This window comes from Bacteroides sp. MSB163 (assembly GCF_036416795.1).
GTDB lineage: Bacteria > Bacteroidota > Bacteroidia > Bacteroidales > Bacteroidaceae > Bacteroides > Bacteroides maternus.
Genome location: NZ_CP143867.1, coordinates 502,650 through 520,805 on the forward strand (window position 1 = coordinate 502,650; position 18,156 = coordinate 520,805).

Below are 18,156 nucleotides of genomic sequence, written 5' to 3' on the forward strand. Positions count from 1 at the left end.
TTTCATTAAAGGTTCATAAATTAGAATGTAACATTTGCTCCGAAAGTCAACGTACGCTGAATAGGATATCCCTTGATGCCGGCAGTCATTTCAGGGTCGAAGATGCCCATGCTGTCAATGGTAAAGAGATTGTTTCCGTTGGCGTAGATACGTAACTTTTCAAGACCGAGCTTTTTAATCATCATTTTCGGGAAAGTATATCCTATCTCCGCTGATTTCAGGCGTACAAACGAAGCGTCGCGCAGCCACCAGGTGGATGAAAGTGAGTTGCGGTTATCTACCGCAGCCGCCTTCATGAAAGCACGCGGCCATTTGGCGTTTGCATTCTGTTCCGCAGTATTGGTTTCAATCCAACGACCTTCGTAGAAGTCGGTCGGCATATTCATTGCAGGCATCACCAGTTGCTCGGCATCTGCCTGACCTTGAAAGAATACATTCACGTCGATTCCCTTCCAGGCACCGTTTAACGTTAGACCGAATATCCATTTCGGAGTGGTGGATTTGTCAATGCGAACAGCATCATCCCAAGTGATACTCTTATCGCCATTAGTATCCTGATAGATCAGGTCACCCGGTTTGGTTCCCGGAAGATGTGGAGTGGCGTCAATCTGTTCTTGTGTCTGATAGATGCCTAAAGCTTTATATACGGTGATACCATCAATGGGATGACCTGTAGCGCGTTGCCATTCAGGAGTTTTGATGGCTTCGTCCATATAAACCACTTCATTGTTGGCATAAGTGAGATTACCGGTTGCTCCCCATTCAAAGTCACCTGATTTATCGCGATAACTGGCAACAAGTTCAATACCATGATTCTTTACCTTACCCAGATTCTCTGCCGGCAGCGAAAGTCCGGAGTAAGTGGGAACGGAAGCGTTGCGGGTAATCAAAATATCATTACGGTGTGACTGAAAATAGTCAACGTCCAAGCCCAACTTACCATGCAGGAATTGTGCAGAAAAACCAATATTCCATGTTTTAGCCTTTTCCCAAGTCACCAACGGATTCGCAGTACGCGTTTCATAAATACCTTGCACATAGCTGGGGTCTGTACCGAAAGCATACGATTTACCACTATTAAAAGAATACATAGACAGATATTGATAAGCCGTAATGTTATCGTTACCCATCATACCCCAAGAACCTTTAATCTTTAGGAAGCTGATGGCGTCCAGCAATGGGGCAAAAAAATCTTCCTGAGAGATAACCCATCCTGCAGATATGGATGGGAAAAGTCCCCAACGGTGTCCTTGCGCGAAGTTCATGGAACCATCATAACGGAGAGTAAACTCAGCCAGATATTTATCCTTATAACCATAATTGATACGTCCGAACCAATTCTGACGTGCTGTTTCATTAGAGTTTCCACCATTGTCTTTATCTGCATCCACCTTACTGCCGAAGTCCAAATCAGGCAATGCGGAAGAAAGATAATTGGTACGATAACCGCTTAAGCCGCTATACGTATATTTACTCTGTTCGTAGGACACGAAAGCATCTATCCGATGGGCTTCCTTAAAGGTGCGGTTGTAGCCGATACGGGCATTCAGTGTTGCAGTATTGCTTTTATTAGACCAAGAACTTACGCTGATGGCACCCGTGGCGTCGCGATGATTGGTATATTCATCGGTAGCAGAACTATAGGAATAGATATCATAAGGTGTATTCATACTCTTGCCGTCATTGAATGCATAGTCCAGCGCAGCGTAGCCTTCAGCATACAATCCCGGAGTTATTATATCCAGGTCAATGCGGATTCTAGGTTTCAGGTTCAGGATATGATTATTCGTCTTGTTGGTTCCCGGAGTGTCGGACACCATCAGAAGGGCATTGTTAGTGATACCGTCATATCCTATCCTTAATAATCCGTTCGGGAAGTAAGGAGCTGACATCGGATTGGTGGTGAGAAAGTACCCGAAAAGGTCTTCGGTAGAGTATATGCCTCGGTTACGCACTTCCTGCCTCCCCAAGATGTCCATACTGAACTTGATGGATTTATTAATCTGCGCATCAATATTGGTAGTGAACTGATATTGATTGTAGTCCTGTGGAGTATTTTTGTAAATGGCATCCTGATACATGTATTGTGCCGAAGAGTAGAATGACAGTTTGTCGTTACCACCACTAATGGAGAGGCTATGCTGGGTATTGGTAGCCCAATTCTTAGCCACTGCTCCCCACCAGTCAGTATTGGGGAAGCTGATAGGGTCGCTTCCGTCCTGAATCTTGGACATGGCCGTTTCCGGATAAGTCAAGGTATTGCCTTGCGCGGCATCGAATTCATTGACGTAAGTGGCATACTGATAAGAACTCAGCATTTCGGGAATGCGTGTAGGTTGGGAGAAAGAGACATTGCCGCTATAATTCACCTTCACTTTGCCTTCGGCACCGCGCTTGGTGGTGACTAGGATAACGCCATTAGCCGCACGTGCACCATAGATAGCAGCGGAAGCATCCTTCAATACGGAAATGGATTCGATATCTTCAGGATTTAGTCGGCTGAACGAGCGGTCGGCAATACCATCTACTACAATCAGCGGGGCAGTACTTCCCAAAGTTCCCTTACCGCGAATCAGGATATCGGCATTATCTTCACCCGGCTCACCGGAACGTGTATTGGCAATGACACCCGCCGTCTTACCAGCAAGAGTATTTGTGAGGTTTACGGCAGCTAGCTTTCTCAGTTCATCCCCGCCTACCTGCGAGATGGAACCAGTCAAGGTTGCCTTTTTCTGGGTACCGTAACCTACTACCACCACCTCATCCAGCATCTCTGTATCTTCTTTCAAAGTAATGCTGAGCGTTTGCTTTCCATCTACCGGAAGTTCAACAGTTGTGTAACCTATGTATGAAATCACCAGAGTCGCTTTTGCGGGAACATCCAGAGTAAAATTTCCATCAATATCGGTTATCGTTCCATTTGTAGTACCTTTCACTACTACACTGGCGCCAATTATTGCTTCACCGCTTGAATCGGCTACTTTACCTGTTATAGTGCCAGATTGCTGCACAACCTCAATTCCCATAGACTCTGCCATTTCCGGAAACGCAAATGCCGGACTCACACTGGCACCTGCTGCAAGGAAAAGACAGGTTGTAGCCTTTAAAACAGCTTTGCTGAACAAGGCCCGATTTTCATGTGTCTTCATATTACATCTTAACTTAAAAGGTTAATATTCAATTACAAGTTATATTATTATAATTTCTTAAAACGGATTAGTTTACTTTCCATTCAATCACCCCACCCGAAGCACCTTTCTGCAACTGAGCGGCAATTTTCAATCCTGTCGTCTTTACCGGTTTAAAATCAAGACTATTGTAGCAGTCCTTCTTCACCACATAGTCATTCAATGCCTCTACTTCTTTCCAAGTTTTACCATCTTTATAATAGAGTTTCCAGCTTTCCGGCACGCGGAAGTTTCCATCGTAATGATCGAAATCCAGCCAATAAACCTGTACATTCGAAACGGTGTACGGTTGATCAAATTGGTAAGCCAGCGTTTCCAGCGTTCCATTTCTCAACCACCAATAGTGATAAGGCTTAGAAATATCCGATGAACGTTTCGGTTCCCATTGGTCATTCACCCCCCATGCCCAGCTTTCTACTGAGGCTGATTCAGGAGCGTCTTTCTGGATAGGAGCCTGTATCATCAGAGTCCGTGCCTTGCTGGCAATTGTCGGCTCGGGAATAGGACGGGCATATTCGGCAGCTTCAGGAATCCAAACTGCCATTTGGTCTGCACCGCGATTATTCCAGGTTGAATAAGGAATGGCTTTAAAAGGAACCTCTTTCACACTACCATCTTTACCCACTTCTTTCGCATTACCGGTCAGCACTACAACACCGTTCAACAGATTAGCGTCATAAGCTGCTTCCATTGGAGTGGCATCAGGAATAAACTTGTTGAAAACAGTGCTGTCAGCCTGATCTTTGCCTTCCAGACAAAACATGATAGGACCACGTTCGATAGCCAGTTTACCACGATCATCTTCCACATTATCATTGGCTTTAATACGGCGCACATCCATCGGAAGACTGATTTCTACCACATCACCCGCTTTCCAGGTACGTGAAATAGTAGCGTAGCCATCATATTGTTTAGCATTTACTTTCTTACCGTTAACAGAGATGCTGTAAGCACCTGCCTTATCAGTAAATGAGTAAAGATCCGTTGGTACGGGAGCATCCTGCGCCCAACCCGGAATACGGAAACGCAAAGCAAATTCCTGCTCTTTCTCGGGAGTAACTAAGATGGAAACCGTTCCTTCCCAAGGATATTCAGTAGTCTGTTCCAAAGCTATATTATTGCTGTCCGTATTAAGGTCAGCTTTACTTTGGATATAAAGATTGACATAAATATCATTGCCCTGGGTGGCGTACATATAATAAGGTACGGAAGCCATGAAGCGGGTTACATTACCCGGACAGCAAGCACAACCAAACCAATGCTGGCGTTCGTGCTGCCCCATAGATTCGAGCGGATTATCATAGAAGAACTTATCACCGCTAAGGGAAACACCCGAAATCACACCATTATAAAGTGCACGTTCCAACACATCGGCATATTTGGCGTTTCCCGTAGCCAGAAACATGCGGTGATTCCAATAAACATTGGCGATGGCTGCACAAGTTTCGCAATATGCGGTATGATTGTTCAGTTCATAGTTAGGTCCGAAACCTTCACCCTGCGGACGGGAACCGATACCTCCGGTAATAAAAAGCTTCTTGCTTGCCATATTCTCCCAAATACGACTCAGTGCGTTGAAATAAGCTGTGTCCTGGGTTAGGGCAGCCACATCGGCAACACCAGAATAAAGATATCCGGCACGCACGGCATGCCCCACAATCTCATCTTGCAGCAAAATGGGTTTATGATCCTGACTGTATTCGCTGAGACGATGACCGTCTGTTCCGCGTCCGGTCTCCTCCACGAAGTATTTAGCCATTTTCAGATATTTCTCATCACCTGTCACTTTATATAATTTAGCAAGCGCCATTTCGGCAATGGGATGTCCGGAAGGAACATGCTTTTGCCCTTCATCGGGGCCAAACACCTGACAAACAAGGTCGGCATTTTTGATAGCTACATCAAGCAAGGAGCGTTTACCTGTTGCGCGATAGTGTGCAACGGCAGCTTCATACAAGTGACCGCTATTATAAAGTTCATGACTATTAATCTTTTCCCAACGATTCTTTCCCCACCAGCCGGAAAGACGGTAGCATTTATTAGTTACGCACGTAGTGAGGTAGCCGTCCGGTTCCTGAGCGGCTGCGATAAGGGAGATGACACTATCCAGATAAGCATCCAGTGCTTTGTCATACTTCACAGCCAGCGAGTAGGAGGCTCCTTCTATTATCTTATAAGGATCGGTATCGTCAAAAGAGAAATCACCACGGTGTTCACCCTTCATTAATCCTCCGGCAATGGCAAAATTATCGAAGCGTCCGTTCTTCTCACATTCTTTAAATGCGGAAGGTATGGAGACTGTACGATTGGTTTCAATACGCGGAGTCCAGAAGTTATCGTTCAGATGAACTTGTGTAAAAGGAACTTCTTTAATCGGAGCATCAGGCTGAACGTAGGGTTCGCTGCAAGCACTCATGCCCAGGAGGGCGATGCTACCGAAAAGGAATTGGATTCGTTTCTTCATAATATCATATATGTATTTTTAGTTCGTTACCAAAAGTGTACGGCAAAGGAAAAGGATTTATCTTAAACTGAATAAAACGAAAGTCCATATGAATGCAAAAATAGTCGGGCTATAAAGGCTCTGGAGGATATTTAGATTATTATTGTATTGGCTTGGATTATTTTTTCATGGCTATAGATATTATACCCGAAACGTATCCGGGATGCACTTGCTCCGTACATTCTTCGTTCAGAAGTACCTCTACACGGAGAAAGTACGGAGAAGGTACGGAGCAAGTACATTCCAGGAAGGGAACAGAGTATAGATTCATTTTGAAGTAATTATGAATATTTTTTGTATACTTTATACCTACCCCCCATTGGATTGTAACCATTTTGTAGTTACATTTGCAAAAACTTATAAATGAATGGGTACAAAAGAAAAACTTATCGAACGGTTCGAGAGTTATCTTTAAAAATGAAGATAAACGAAGCGTTCAGGAATTAACAGAAGCCTTCCATGAAGCGGTCAATGATTATCTGGCATATTGCGAAGAGGAAGGAATACAGCCACATAAAAGTTACTCAGGATTATTAAACGTTCGTCTAACCCCTGAAATACATAGTCGTGTGGCAATGCTGGCACAACGTGCCGGAATCTCAATCAATGCTTTTATCAAGCAAGCATTAGAAAAGCAAATTACAGCAATGTTATAAAAGTACCCTCTTAAAGGAACTGATTATGAGATGTAATACCTAATCGACTCCTATGCAAAAATAGTCCAAAGACTAAAAAAATAATCCAAACATAGTCCAAGAATACCATAAAAGGGTGATTCTTGGACTATTCTTTTATCACATTATATTATTCAGTCATTCCGTTCACTCCTTTTTCACTTACTTTGCACACGAACCAAATAAAGAGCTAATCGATTATGAAAAACTGCACATCCCTCAAATTAGCCGTTATTTCCTTATTTTTATACTTCGGAAATAATCCACTCGGGGCAGCTCCCGGAAAGAAATATACGCTCTTCTCTCCTGATGGAAAGTTAAAGGTGGAGGTTACTGCCGGAAACGAACTGTCTTATCAGGTGATGCACGAAAACGATACAATTCTCTCTCATTCTAACATAGGATTAGTTCTGGCAGACGGAACTACAATAGGAAACAATTCTCAGGTAACGGGTATTAAAAGGAAAAAGGTCAGGGATAATGTAGAGTCTCCTTTCTATCGCTTCAAGGAGTTCATAGCCACATGCAATGAACTTAACTTGAAGCTGAAAGGTGATTTCGGCATTACCTTCCGCGCCTATGACGAAGGAGTGGCTTATCGTTTTTACACAACACAAAAGACAGAAGTAACCATCAAAGAGGAAGTGGCAGAATTTAACTTCAATCAGGATTACACAGCCTATCTTCCTTATACAACCAACGATAAGAAGCCAATGGCAATGGCTTTCCAGAATGTCTACGACATCACCCCACTATCGAAGGCACAGTCGAAACTGGCTTTCCTGCCCGTAACCGTGGACTGTGGTAAAGCCAAGCTGACGATATTGGAGTCTGACCTCGAAGCTTATCCGGGTATGTTTGTGGAGAAGGTTGTCTCCTCGTCAACTTACTCCCTGAAAGGAGTATTTGCCCCCTACCCCACCAAGACAGATTTCTATCCCTGGCGCAGACAGGAGTATGTGACAGAGACAACCGATTTCATAGCCCGCAGCAAAGGTGCCCGTCCTTATCCCTGGCGTGTGCTGGCTGTGACGGAAAAAGATACGGATATGCCCGTCAACAATCTGGTTTATGCACTGGCATCCTCCAACCGCATAGGCGACACTTCCTGGATAAAAACTGGGAAAGTGGCCTGGGACTGGTGGAATGACTGGAACCTGAAAGGTGTCCCCTTCAAGGCAGGCATCAATATGGATACCTACAAATATTATATAGATTTCGCCAGCCGCAACGGTATCGAGTTTATTGTGCTCGACGAAGGCTGGTACGACCCCAAAAGCGGTGATATGCTGACCGTCATTCCCGAGCTGAACCTCCCGGAACTGATTGCTTACGGAAAGGAGAAGGGAGTGGAACTCATACTCTGGACAGTATTCAACGTACTCGACAGCCAACTGGAAGTTGCTTGCAAGAAGTACTCCGCCATGGGCATCAAAGGTTTTAAAGTCGACTTCCTCGACCGCGACGACCAGACAGCCGTTGAAATGGTATACCGCATTGCCGAAGCCACCGCCAAGCATAAACTGACGCTCGACCTGCACGGCATCTATAAACCGACAGGCATCAACCGTACTTATCCGAACATCATCAACTTCGAAAGTCTCTTCGGCATGGAAGAAGTGAAATGGACGGACATTAAAAATAACATGCCGCTTTATGATGTCACTTTCCCCTACATCCGGATGATGGCAGGTCCGGTAGACTACACCCCGGGAGCTATGCGTAATGCCACAAAAGCAGACTGGCGTGCCGTTTACTATACGCCAATGAGCATGGGAACCCGTTGCCATCAACTGGCTGCCTATATCGTGCATGATTCCCCCCTCACCATGCTGTGCGATGCACCGACAAATTATCTGAATGAACAGAAATGTGTAGATTTCATCACTTCCATTCCTGTAGAAACTGATTCTACTTTTATCGCCGCAGGCAAATTAGGAGAATACATTGTGACTGTCCGTAAGAAAGACATCAACTGGTACATCGGCGGAATGACAAACTGGGATGAACGAGATGTGGAAATAGACTTCTCTTTCCTGCCAACAGATGCCCGTTACACCGCCACATTATTCACTGACGGCATCAACGCCAACAAACAGGCGGAAGATTACCGCACAGAAACGCTCACAATAGATAAAAACAGCCGGATGAAATTGCATTTAGCTTCGGGAGGAGGATTTGCAATGAAGCTCGAAGCCTGTCCGGTACGCGGAACGGTGACGACAATACCCGAAGGCAAGAATATTCCTTCTTTCTACAAGAAATACATTGAAACGGAAGGTTTATATGTCACTTCATCTGAGCGGGTGAGCGACGAGGCATTGCTGAAAGCCTGTGATATTATCAGTCTGATGCTGGCCAAACGTCCTGACGTAAAAGCACACATGGTGAAGAAGGGTTGCCACGTGATGGTAATAGGAAAAGATGAAGCGACTTGCGACTTACCGGAGTTTGCCCATATCTGCAATTCTCCTGACAGCATCGCTTATTGGAACTGGCGTGCCCGAGGTTTCGGAGGTGCACCGGAAGATGAATTCTCCGCCAGTTGCGGAGAAGAGAACCTATTGGGTTTGCCTCAGGATAAATATACGGGCGAGAATATCCTGATTCATGAATTTGCACACTTGATACACATGGTAGGGATAGTTGGCGTAGAGCCTGATTTCAATGACCGGCTGGAGGCTTTATGGAAAAGCGCAGGCGAAAAAGGATTATGGGCAAATACTTATGCCTTAAGCAATAAAGAGGAATATTTTGCCGAATGTGTACAGTCTTTCTTTAACTGTAATCGCTATGCCGAGCCTGCCAATGGAGTGCACAATTCCATGAACCGTCGCATAAAGCTGAAAGCATACGATCCGGATATGTACAAGCTGTTGAAAGAATATTTTTATGAGATAGAGATACCGATTAATAATGAAATACATAAATGATAATTTACCAGCGTAGCGCTGGAGCAAGGTTCTCCTTCGGCGTGCAAGTAATCTTTCAGACACGGATGACACGGATGACGCGGATTCTTTTTTCCTTCGGTGTGATATGCCGGTATGTATAGCGCAGCTTTAAAAATCCGCGTCATCCGTGTCATCCGCGTCTAAAAGATTAAAGTCCGCGTTCGTCCTCATTATCCGTGTAGTCCGCATACCCATTCCCTCGCCGCTAAATTATCATTTATAAAACAATTAAGTAACAATATGAATAGAACCATCCTTTTAATCACTTCCTTTTTAATAGGAGTTGTCTCTGCCTTTGCGCAGACTGATTTCAATACTCCGGGCGCGGGTAATCCCGTCATCCCCGGATATTTCGCCGACCCTACTATCAAAAAGTTTGGTGATACTTATTATATGTACGCCACAACCGATGGTAGTGGTGCAGGCTTCGGCCCTGCCCAAGTGTGGACAAGCAAAGACTTCGTAAACTGGACCCTGATGCCCATGAACTGGCCCGACAGCCACTGGATATGGGCTCCCGACGTGATGCGGCACACCAATGGCAAGTATTACTATTTCTATTGCCAGCCCTGCATCATCCATTGCGGCGTAAGTGAAACCCCTCGCGGTCCGTGGAAGAATATTCTGGGTGATAGCGAAGCCGTCCTCATCCCCGACCGTTTCGTAACAAATGCCATCACTCTGGATGGACAAACATTTGTAGATGATGACGGATCAGTCTATATGTACTGGGGTACCTGGGGGATATACAAAGGTTTCGGTTGTGGTGCCGGAAAACTGGCACCCGACTTGAAAAGTTTCACCGAAACCCGCCTCATCCCCAATACCGAAGCAACGGATTTCTTCGAAGCTCCCTTTGTCATCAAGCGGAATGGAACTTACTACTTCATGTATTCTTCCGGTTCCTGCCACGACCATACCTACCGTGTGCAATATGCCACTTCGGACCAGCCTTTAGGTCCTTATAAATATGGCGGTTGCATCCTCGAAACCAATACTGACGGCACCATTCACGGCCCCGGACATCACAGCATCCTCCAGGAAGGCAATGATTACTATATCGTCTACCACCGCCACGACAATCCACACTCCAACCGTGGCTTCCATCGCCAGCTTTGCATCGACCGCATGGAGTTTGCCGAAGACGGAAGCATCCGGAAGATTACTCCCACCCACGACGGTGTAGGCGCACTGGCTCCCACCGTAGTCAAGTCAACCAATCTGGCCTTTGGCAAGAGCGTTCGCGCCTCTTCTTTTTATGACGATAATTTCCGTCCCGAATATGCTGTAGATGATAACAACGGAACCTTGTGGCGTCCACGCGGCATGGGACAGGAATGGATTGAAATAGACCTGGGACGTAGCCAACCGATACAAACCATCTGGACACAATTTGAATACGGCACGCAGTTCTATCAATATCTGATTGAAACTTCCACTGATGGAAAACGCTGGAATATCTTTGCCGATAAACGGAACAATCATCTGGCAGGCAGCCCGATGGTGGACTTCGGAAAAGCCAAAGCCCGCTACGTCCGCCTCACCTATACCGGTGGGCAAAAGAATGGTTTCGGTGGTGCCATCTGGAATATCAAAGTATTCTCCGGCATCGAAGCCTCCGCCCCGCAGCAATGGCTCGGACTGACTGCCGCCGACTGGAACGGTCGCGAATGGCAAAACAACGAAGGGATGTTGGGAGGATCTTTCACTCTCAAAGAAGGCGCAGCCCGCACCGGACGTATGAGCGGACGTGATGCTTTGATACTTGAACCAGGCACTACATTGGAATTCCGTCATCCGTTGATTTCTCCTTCCAAAGAACATACAATTAGCGGGTTAGTTTATAGATTAGGTAGGTGGCAAAGCTACGAAGCGGAGTCCGCCCTTTCATCCGGTGTGATTTCGCTTCAAAGCGGAGCCGAACCCTTAATCATCACTAATCTGCGCTACTATAACTGGAAACAGGCACCTGCCGAACAGGAATATGACACCACTACGGATATCGTCCGCTTACCGGCTGCCAATCAGCAAAAGCATGGCTTGGTAATAAGCATTACCGCCGATGACTTCGCCACAGGAGACACCGTACATTATCTTTCCAATCATGGAATAGAAGGATACTTCGAGGCTCACAAAGCCCCCTCCATCATCAAGGAAATGAAAGGAAAGAAAAGTTTCAGCTTTGATGGTCATCAGGTATTCCAATCCAGCTTCTCCCTGCCTGCAACATTGCTGGACAATGCCCCCTATACATTGGAAGCCTGGATATTGAACGACTCCATCGCAGAAAACGAATGTGTGGCCGATTTCACAACTTCGCATGACGAATTGGAGAAGATTATGCTGGTAAGTGGCACAGAGCCACGTTGCGGAGTCATCAACCACTACGGTTGGTACGAAGACGCCGGTTATAAGGATATGAAAACGCTGGAAGGCAAATGGCAACACGTCTATATATGCTTTGACGGCCGGATGGAGCAGGTCTATATAAATGGACAACTAATCAGTGAAAAAGATATTCAATTGCTGATAAAACCGTCACAATACGTAACTTTGGGGCGGAATGCAGAACGCAACTGGTCGTTCACGGGTTACCTGCATTCACTGAAACTCTGGGACGAATATATTCCGATGAAAAAATAACACCATAAATAGAATGATAACCATGAAGAAACTTTTAGTAAGCACTCTGATGCTTGCCACTGCAATAGGCGGTCAGGCACAAGTGAAAAATCAGTCGCACGGCTACCCCATTGCCCCTGTGCCCTTCACTTCGGTGAAAGTAACCGACTCCTTTTGGGGGCAGCGCCTCAACGCAAGCCGTGAAGTAACCATTCCTCTTGCTTTCAGCAAATGCGAGGAAACAGGAAGATATCAGAACTTCGTCAACGCAGCGCATCCCAGCGATACGATAAAAGTCGGCGGACTGGCCTTTGATGATACAGACGTCTATAAAACCATTGAAGGTGCCAGCTACCTGTTGCAGACTTATCCGGACAAGAAACTGGCTAAGTACATCGACAGTGTACTGGTGATTGTAGCCGCCGCACAGGAACCCGACGGATACCTCTACACCAGCCGCACCATGAACCCGAAGCATCCGCACGAATGGGCGGGAAGCAAGCGCTGGGAAAAAGTAGAAGAGCTGAGCCACGAGTTCTATAATCTGGGACACATGGTGGAAGGCGCCATCGCCCACTATCAGGCAACCGGGAAGAAAAACTTCCTCAACATCGCCATCAAGTACGCCGATTGCGTATGTCGTGAGATAGGTACAGGCGAAGGGCAGCAAATCCGTGTTCCCGGACATCAGATTGCTGAAATGGCACTTGCCAAACTTTATCTGGTCACCGGAGACAAGAAATACCTCGACCAGGCTAAATTCTTCCTCGACCAGCGCGGTTACACCAGCCGCACGGACGAATACAGTCAGGCACACAAACCCGTTGTCCAGCAGGATGAAGCCGTGGGACATGCCGTTCGCGCCGCTTATATGTATGCAGGTATGGCCGACGTGGCAGCTCTCACCGGAGATACCGCCTACATTCATGCCATCGACCGCATCTGGGACAATATCGTCGGTAAGAAGTATTACATCACCGGCGGTATCGGAGCCACGGCTGCCGGAGAGGCTTTCGGCAAGAACTACGAGTTGCCCAACATGTCAGCTTATTGCGAGACTTGCGCAGCTATCGGCAATGTATATGTCAACTACCGTCTGTTCTTGCTCCACGGCGAATCAAAGTATTATGATGTATTGGAACGTACCTTATATAACGGTTTGATTTCGGGCGTATCACTGGACGGTGGCGGTTTCTTCTACCCGAATCCGTTGGAGAGCATGGGACAACATCAACGCCAGCCTTGGTTCGGCTGCGCTTGCTGCCCCTCTAATATCTGCCGTTTCATTCCGTCATTGCCGGGATATATCTATGCGGTGAAGGATAAAGATGTCTATGTTAACCTCTTCATGTCCAATACTTCGGACCTGAAAGTAGGCGGTAAGGCTGTTTCTATCGAACAAACAACGAAATATCCCTGGAACGGAGACATCGCCATCGGCATTCAGAAGAACAATGCCGGACAGTTCACTATGAAAGTACGCATCCCGGGATGGGTACGGGGTCAGGTAGTTCCGAGCGACCTTTACACCTACAGCGACGGCAAGCATCTGAAATATACGGTAGCCGTGAACGGAGAACCCGTACAAAGCGAACTGAAAGACGGCTACTTCTGCATCGACCGCCGTTGGAAGAAGGGTGACAAAGTGGAAATACACTTCGACATGGAACCACGCACCGTGAAAGCCAACAATAAAGTGGAAGCCGACCGTGGACGCATTGCCGTGGAACGCGGCCCGATTGTGTATTGCGCTGAATGGCCGGATAACAACTTCGATATTTTCAGTGTATTCATGAACCGCAACCCGAAGTTTGAAGTAGTGGAAAAGCCCGATTTACTGTATGGCATCAACCAACTGAAGACAGGGGCGCAGATTCTTGGATACGATGACCAGGGACGCCTGACTACCACTGACGTGGATTTGACCCTGATTCCTTATTATGCATGGGCACACCGTGGTTCGGGAGCCATGCTCGTATGGCTACCGCAGGAATTAAGCGCATCCCGCCCCACCATGCCTGCCACGCTGGCTTCGGAAAGCAAGATTGATGCTTCACACAAAGTAAAATCTATCTCCGCCATCAACGACCGCCTGGTACCGAAAGATGAGAACGACCGCTCCATGCCTTACTATCACTGGTGGCCAAAACAGGGAAGCACCGAATGGATTTCATACGAATTCCCGGCAGAAGCAACCGTCAGCAGTGCTACCGTATATTGGTTTGACGATGCTCCCTGGGGTGGTTGCCGCGTACCGAAGAGCTGGAAGATTTATTATAAAGATGCACAAGGCGAATGGCAACCCGTTACCGGTGCCGACAAATACGGAGTTGAAAAAGGTACGGGAAATGTAGTTAACTTTGACCCGGTAAAGACAAAAGCCGTCAAACTGGAAATCAGACAGCCGGATAAATATTCATCAGGCTTATTTGAATGGGAAGTTAAGTAAAGATTAGGTATATGAAAATGGTTAGATTAGGTTTGTCAGTAGCCATGCTCCTTTGCGGGGGCATGGCTATTGCCCAAGGTACGGTAGAGGACTATAACCGTGCCTATTCATTGAGAGAGAAGTTCAGCGCAAACAAGGTATTCTACTCCAATGTCACGCCGGCGTGGATAGAGGGTACACATCAGTTCTGGTATGTGCGCAATACACCGGAAGGACGTATGTATGTATCGGTGAATGCAGACAAGAAAGGAAGAAAAGAGTTGTTCGACCATAGCCGCCTGGCTGACGCACTAACCAAGGCATCCGGCAAAGAAGTGAAATCTTCCGCCATCAATCTGGAGCGACTGCATGTAAACAAAAGTCTGGACACACTCCGCTTTGTTTTCAATAACCAGCGATGGATGTATGTCACCCGGAAAAACCAGTTGGCAAACGAAGGCAGCCTCCCCGCTCCCCAAAAGCAGAAACACTGGATGGAACGGGATGATGAGAAGACTGCCAATCCTGTTCCTTCGCCTGACGGCAAGTACACAGCATTCATCAAGAATCATAATGTATACGTGAAAGAGGTTGCCACGGGGAAAGAAAAACAGTTGAGTATAGACGGCACACTGAGCAATTATTATTCAGCCTATATCCGTTGGTCACCGGACAGCAAGAAGGTGGCTTCCTGCAAGATACGTCCGGTTGAGAAGCGTTATGTATATTACGTGGAGTCTTCGCCAACGGACCAACTGCAACCTAAGCTCCACAAGCAGGAGTATGCCAAACCGGGAGATGAGCTTCCGTTTAAGGTGCCTTGCATCTACGAAGTGGAGACAGGACGCAGTATTATCCCTTCCACTGATTTGTTTGCCCAACAGTATGAGATATACGGCCCCGAATGGAACCCGGACAGCCGTGCCGTAACCTTCGAATACAATCAGCGCGGGCATCAGGTGTACAGGGTATTGGAACTTTCGGCAGAAACCGGCAAGGTACGTCCACTGATAGAGGAAAGCAGTGATAAATACGTAAACTACACCCGCCATTTCCGCCATGACCTGAGGGACAACAAGCATATCATCTGGATGAGCGAACGCGACAACTGGAACCATCTGTATATGTACGACCGCACCACTGGGCAGCCCGTCCACCAAATCACCAAAGGCGAATGGTATGTGCGCGAAGTGCTTCGTGTAGATGAAGACAACCAGCAGATTTACTTCTCCGCAAATGGTGTACAACCCGGTGAAGACCCTTATCTCATCCGCTATTACCGCATCGGCTTCGACGGGAAAGGCCTGGTTTGCCTTACTCCGGAAGAAGGAATGCACCGTGCCTGGTTCTCGGGAGATATGAATTATCTGGTAGACGTTTACTCTATGGTAGACAAAGCTCCTGTAGCCGTGCTGCGCAGCGCCAAGGATGGCAAAGTAGTAATGCCATTGGAAACTGCCGACATCAGCCGCCTGATAGCCGAAGGCTGGAAAGCACCGGAAGTGTTTACCGCCAAAGGGCGTGACGGCAAAACGGATATGTGGGGACTGATTGTCCGTCCCACTAATTTCGCCCCGAACAAGAAGTATCCGGTTATCGAGTACATTTACCAAGGTCCCGGCGACCAGTATGTACCCAAGACTTTCATTCCGTACAACTGGTACATGACTTCCCTTGCCGAACTCGGCTTTATCGTTGTCATGGTGGATGGAATGGGAACTTCTTTCCGTTCACGCGAATTTGAAAATGTATGTTATAAGAATCTGAAAGATGCCGGTCTGCCCGACCACATCGCCTGGATTAAAGCTGCCGGAGAGAAGTATCCGTATATGGATATGGACCGCGTAGGCATCTATGGCTGTTCCGCCGGAGGCCAGGAATCCACCACTGCCGTGCTGCTGCATCCCGAATTCTACAAAGCCGCTTATTCCGCCTGTGGCTGCCACGACAACCGCATGGATAAAATCTGGTGGAACGAGCTCTGGCTCGGATATCCCGTAGACGACCAGTACAAAGAAGGTTCGAACGTGGAGAATGCCCATTTGTTGAGCCGCCCCCTGATGCTGGTAGTCGGTGAACTGGACGACAACGTAGACCCTGCTTCAACCATGCAAGTAGTAAACGCTTTGATTAAAGCGAACAAGGATTTTGAACTGGTAGTCATCCCCGGCGCACACCACACAATGGGCGAAGACTTCGGGGAACATAAACGCTATGATTTCTTTGTACGCCATTTGATGGGAGAAAACCCGCCTAAGTGGGACGAGGTGAAGAAGTGATAGAGCGATGGAGTGATAAGGTGGTAAAGTGATAAGCACTCTATCACCTTATCACTCTCCCCTACCCCTTCAACCGTATCACGAACCTACTTCCCTTTCCCAATTCACTTTCCACCGTCAACGTTCCGCCATGAGCCTCCACAAAGTCCTTTGAGATGGACAAGCCCAGACCACTGCCTTGCACCTTCGTACCCGGCACACGGAAATAACGGTCGAAAATACTTTGATGATAGCGCGGGTCGATGCCCTTGCCAAAGTCCTGCACGTACATCTCAATGATTCCGTCTTCATGCTTGGCACCAATCACCACACGCCCGTTTTCTTTGGAGTAACGGATGGCGTTGCTCAGAAGATTCGTCAGCACCCAAGCTATCTTTTCACTGTCCACAAACAATTTCGGCATCTTCTCATCAGGATAGTCCACCTCTATCTGAATTCCGAATTTATCAGCCTGCACCTGATTGGCCTTGATGGCATACTCTATAAGCTCGATAGGCTTCGTAATCTTCGGCATCATCTGGAGCTTGCCAGCTTCCACCTGTGTCATGTTCAGAAGCTCGCCGGTGATGCTCAACAGGCGGTCGGCATTCTCCTTGATACTCTTCGACAACTGTTCCTGCTCATCATTCAAGGCACCCACACGCTTATCCTCCAACAACTGAAGACTCATGAGAATGGCAGAAATAGGTGTTTTCAACTCATGGGAGATGGTGGAGATAAATGTTGTCTTGGCAGAGTCCAGTTCCTTAAATTCGGTAATATTCTTCAGTAAAATGACATCACCCAGGTTCTGCGGCTCGTCCGTATCGGTCTCTGTATTCATAATTGTGATATAAGATGCCTGGAAATAACTCTCTTTGTTATCTGCATAAATCTTTAACGCTTCTTTCTTCTCACTGGGAGTGACAAGCTCGCGCACCAACCGGCGGAGAAGATCATTCTTCAACGAAAGCTCTTCGGCGGAACGGCGGATTACTTCATCCCGCTTCAGATTCAGTACAGTCAGGGCTTCCTTATTGATGAAGAGTATTTCATGCGCACGGTTCAGGCCGATGATAGGGTCATGAATACTGTTCACGATGGCTTCCAAAAACTTCTTGGCAGCAAGGATGTCATTCAGCGTACTGGTGCGATACTCAGTCAACCGTTCGGCCATGCGGTTAAAACCGTCGGCCACTGCGCTGAATTCCTCATGTCCACTCATATCGAGACGTTTCTCATAATTATGATTGGCTATCTCCAGAATGCCCTGTGTCAGTTCCCGAATGGGTTTACTGATGGAACGGGGCAACCAGACAAGCAGTACGATGCTGGCAAGAATACAAACACCTCCTATAACAGAAATCCACAGCAAGGCACGTTGCAAACCGGGTACAGCCGCAGGGCTATCCGGCTCGGTAGCCGTCAATATCTGAAGATTGACGACCGAGAGAGCAACCAGCAGGATAATCATACCGGAAAGGATGCCCACACTGAGTATTAGTTTAGTACGAATATTCATAACGCTC

The 18,156-nt window shown here is 47.1% G+C and carries 8 protein-coding genes; 5 read left to right on the plus strand and 3 right to left on the minus strand.

The genetic code is table 11. From position 1 onward, the window contains the following. Nucleotides 1–20: 20 nt before the first annotated feature. Nucleotides 21–3,149 (minus strand): SusC/RagA family TonB-linked outer membrane protein, encoded by a 3,129-nt coding sequence (locus VYM24_RS01780; RefSeq protein ID WP_291553871.1) that lies wholly within the window; start codon nt 3,147–3,149, stop codon nt 21–23. Nucleotides 3,150–3,216: 67 nt separating this feature from the next. Next, the gene (locus VYM24_RS01785) at nt 3,217–5,652 is read right to left on the minus strand and encodes a glycoside hydrolase family 127 protein (RefSeq protein ID WP_291553874.1); all 2,436 of its coding nucleotides are present in this window, start codon (nt 5,650–5,652) and stop codon (nt 3,217–3,219) included. A gap of 386 nt (nt 5,653–6,038) precedes the next feature. Between VYM24_RS01785 and VYM24_RS01790 the strand changes: the two genes are divergently transcribed. From VYM24_RS01790 to VYM24_RS01810, 5 genes are all read left to right on the plus strand, one after another. Further along, nucleotides 6,039–6,347: a type II toxin-antitoxin system HicB family antitoxin gene (locus tag VYM24_RS01790; RefSeq protein WP_291553877.1), complete on the plus strand. Its 309-nt coding sequence runs from the start codon at nt 6,039–6,041 to the stop codon at nt 6,345–6,347. Between the two features lie 218 nt (nt 6,348–6,565). Next, the gene (locus VYM24_RS01795) at nt 6,566–9,298 is read left to right on the plus strand and encodes a retaining alpha-galactosidase (protein ID WP_330941316.1); all 2,733 of its coding nucleotides are present in this window, start codon (nt 6,566–6,568) and stop codon (nt 9,296–9,298) included. Nucleotides 9,299–9,559: 261 nt separating this feature from the next. Continuing rightward, the gene (locus VYM24_RS01800; RefSeq protein ID WP_330941317.1) at nt 9,560–11,962 is read left to right on the plus strand and encodes a family 43 glycosylhydrolase; all 2,403 of its coding nucleotides are present in this window, start codon (nt 9,560–9,562) and stop codon (nt 11,960–11,962) included. Between the two features lie 22 nt (nt 11,963–11,984). After that, nucleotides 11,985–14,390: a glycoside hydrolase family 127 protein gene (locus VYM24_RS01805; protein ID WP_330941318.1), complete on the plus strand. Its 2,406-nt coding sequence runs from the start codon at nt 11,985–11,987 to the stop codon at nt 14,388–14,390. Nucleotides 14,391–14,401: 11 nt separating this feature from the next. Beyond that, nucleotides 14,402–16,648 carry a S9 family peptidase gene (locus VYM24_RS01810; RefSeq protein ID WP_330941319.1) on the plus strand — a complete coding sequence of 749 codons (2,247 nt, stop codon included), beginning with the start codon at nt 14,402–14,404 and terminating at the stop codon, nt 16,646–16,648. 61 nt (nt 16,649–16,709) lie between these two features. Here the strand turns inward: VYM24_RS01810 and VYM24_RS01815 are convergent, their stop codons facing one another. After that, nucleotides 16,710–18,149: a sensor histidine kinase gene (locus VYM24_RS01815; protein ID WP_291553888.1), complete on the minus strand. Its 1,440-nt coding sequence runs from the start codon at nt 18,147–18,149 to the stop codon at nt 16,710–16,712. Nucleotides 18,150–18,156 lie beyond the last annotated feature (7 nt).

Coding starts and splice junctions, on each gene's coding strand:
- VYM24_RS01780 (WP_291553871.1), bottom strand. CDS start 3,149: ATGAAGACACATGAAAATCGGGCCTTGTTCAGCAAAGCTGTTTTAAAG.
- VYM24_RS01785 (WP_291553874.1), bottom strand. CDS start 5,652: ATGAAGAAACGAATCCAATTCCTTTTCGGTAGCATCGCCCTCCTGGGC.
- VYM24_RS01795 (WP_330941316.1), top strand. CDS start 6,566: ATGAAAAACTGCACATCCCTCAAATTAGCCGTTATTTCCTTATTTTTA.
- VYM24_RS01800 (WP_330941317.1), top strand. CDS start 9,560: ATGAATAGAACCATCCTTTTAATCACTTCCTTTTTAATAGGAGTTGTC.
- VYM24_RS01805 (WP_330941318.1), top strand. CDS start 11,985: ATGAAGAAACTTTTAGTAAGCACTCTGATGCTTGCCACTGCAATAGGC.
- VYM24_RS01810 (WP_330941319.1), top strand. CDS start 14,402: ATGAAAATGGTTAGATTAGGTTTGTCAGTAGCCATGCTCCTTTGCGGG.
- VYM24_RS01815 (WP_291553888.1), bottom strand. CDS start 18,149: ATGAATATTCGTACTAAACTAATACTCAGTGTGGGCATCCTTTCCGGT.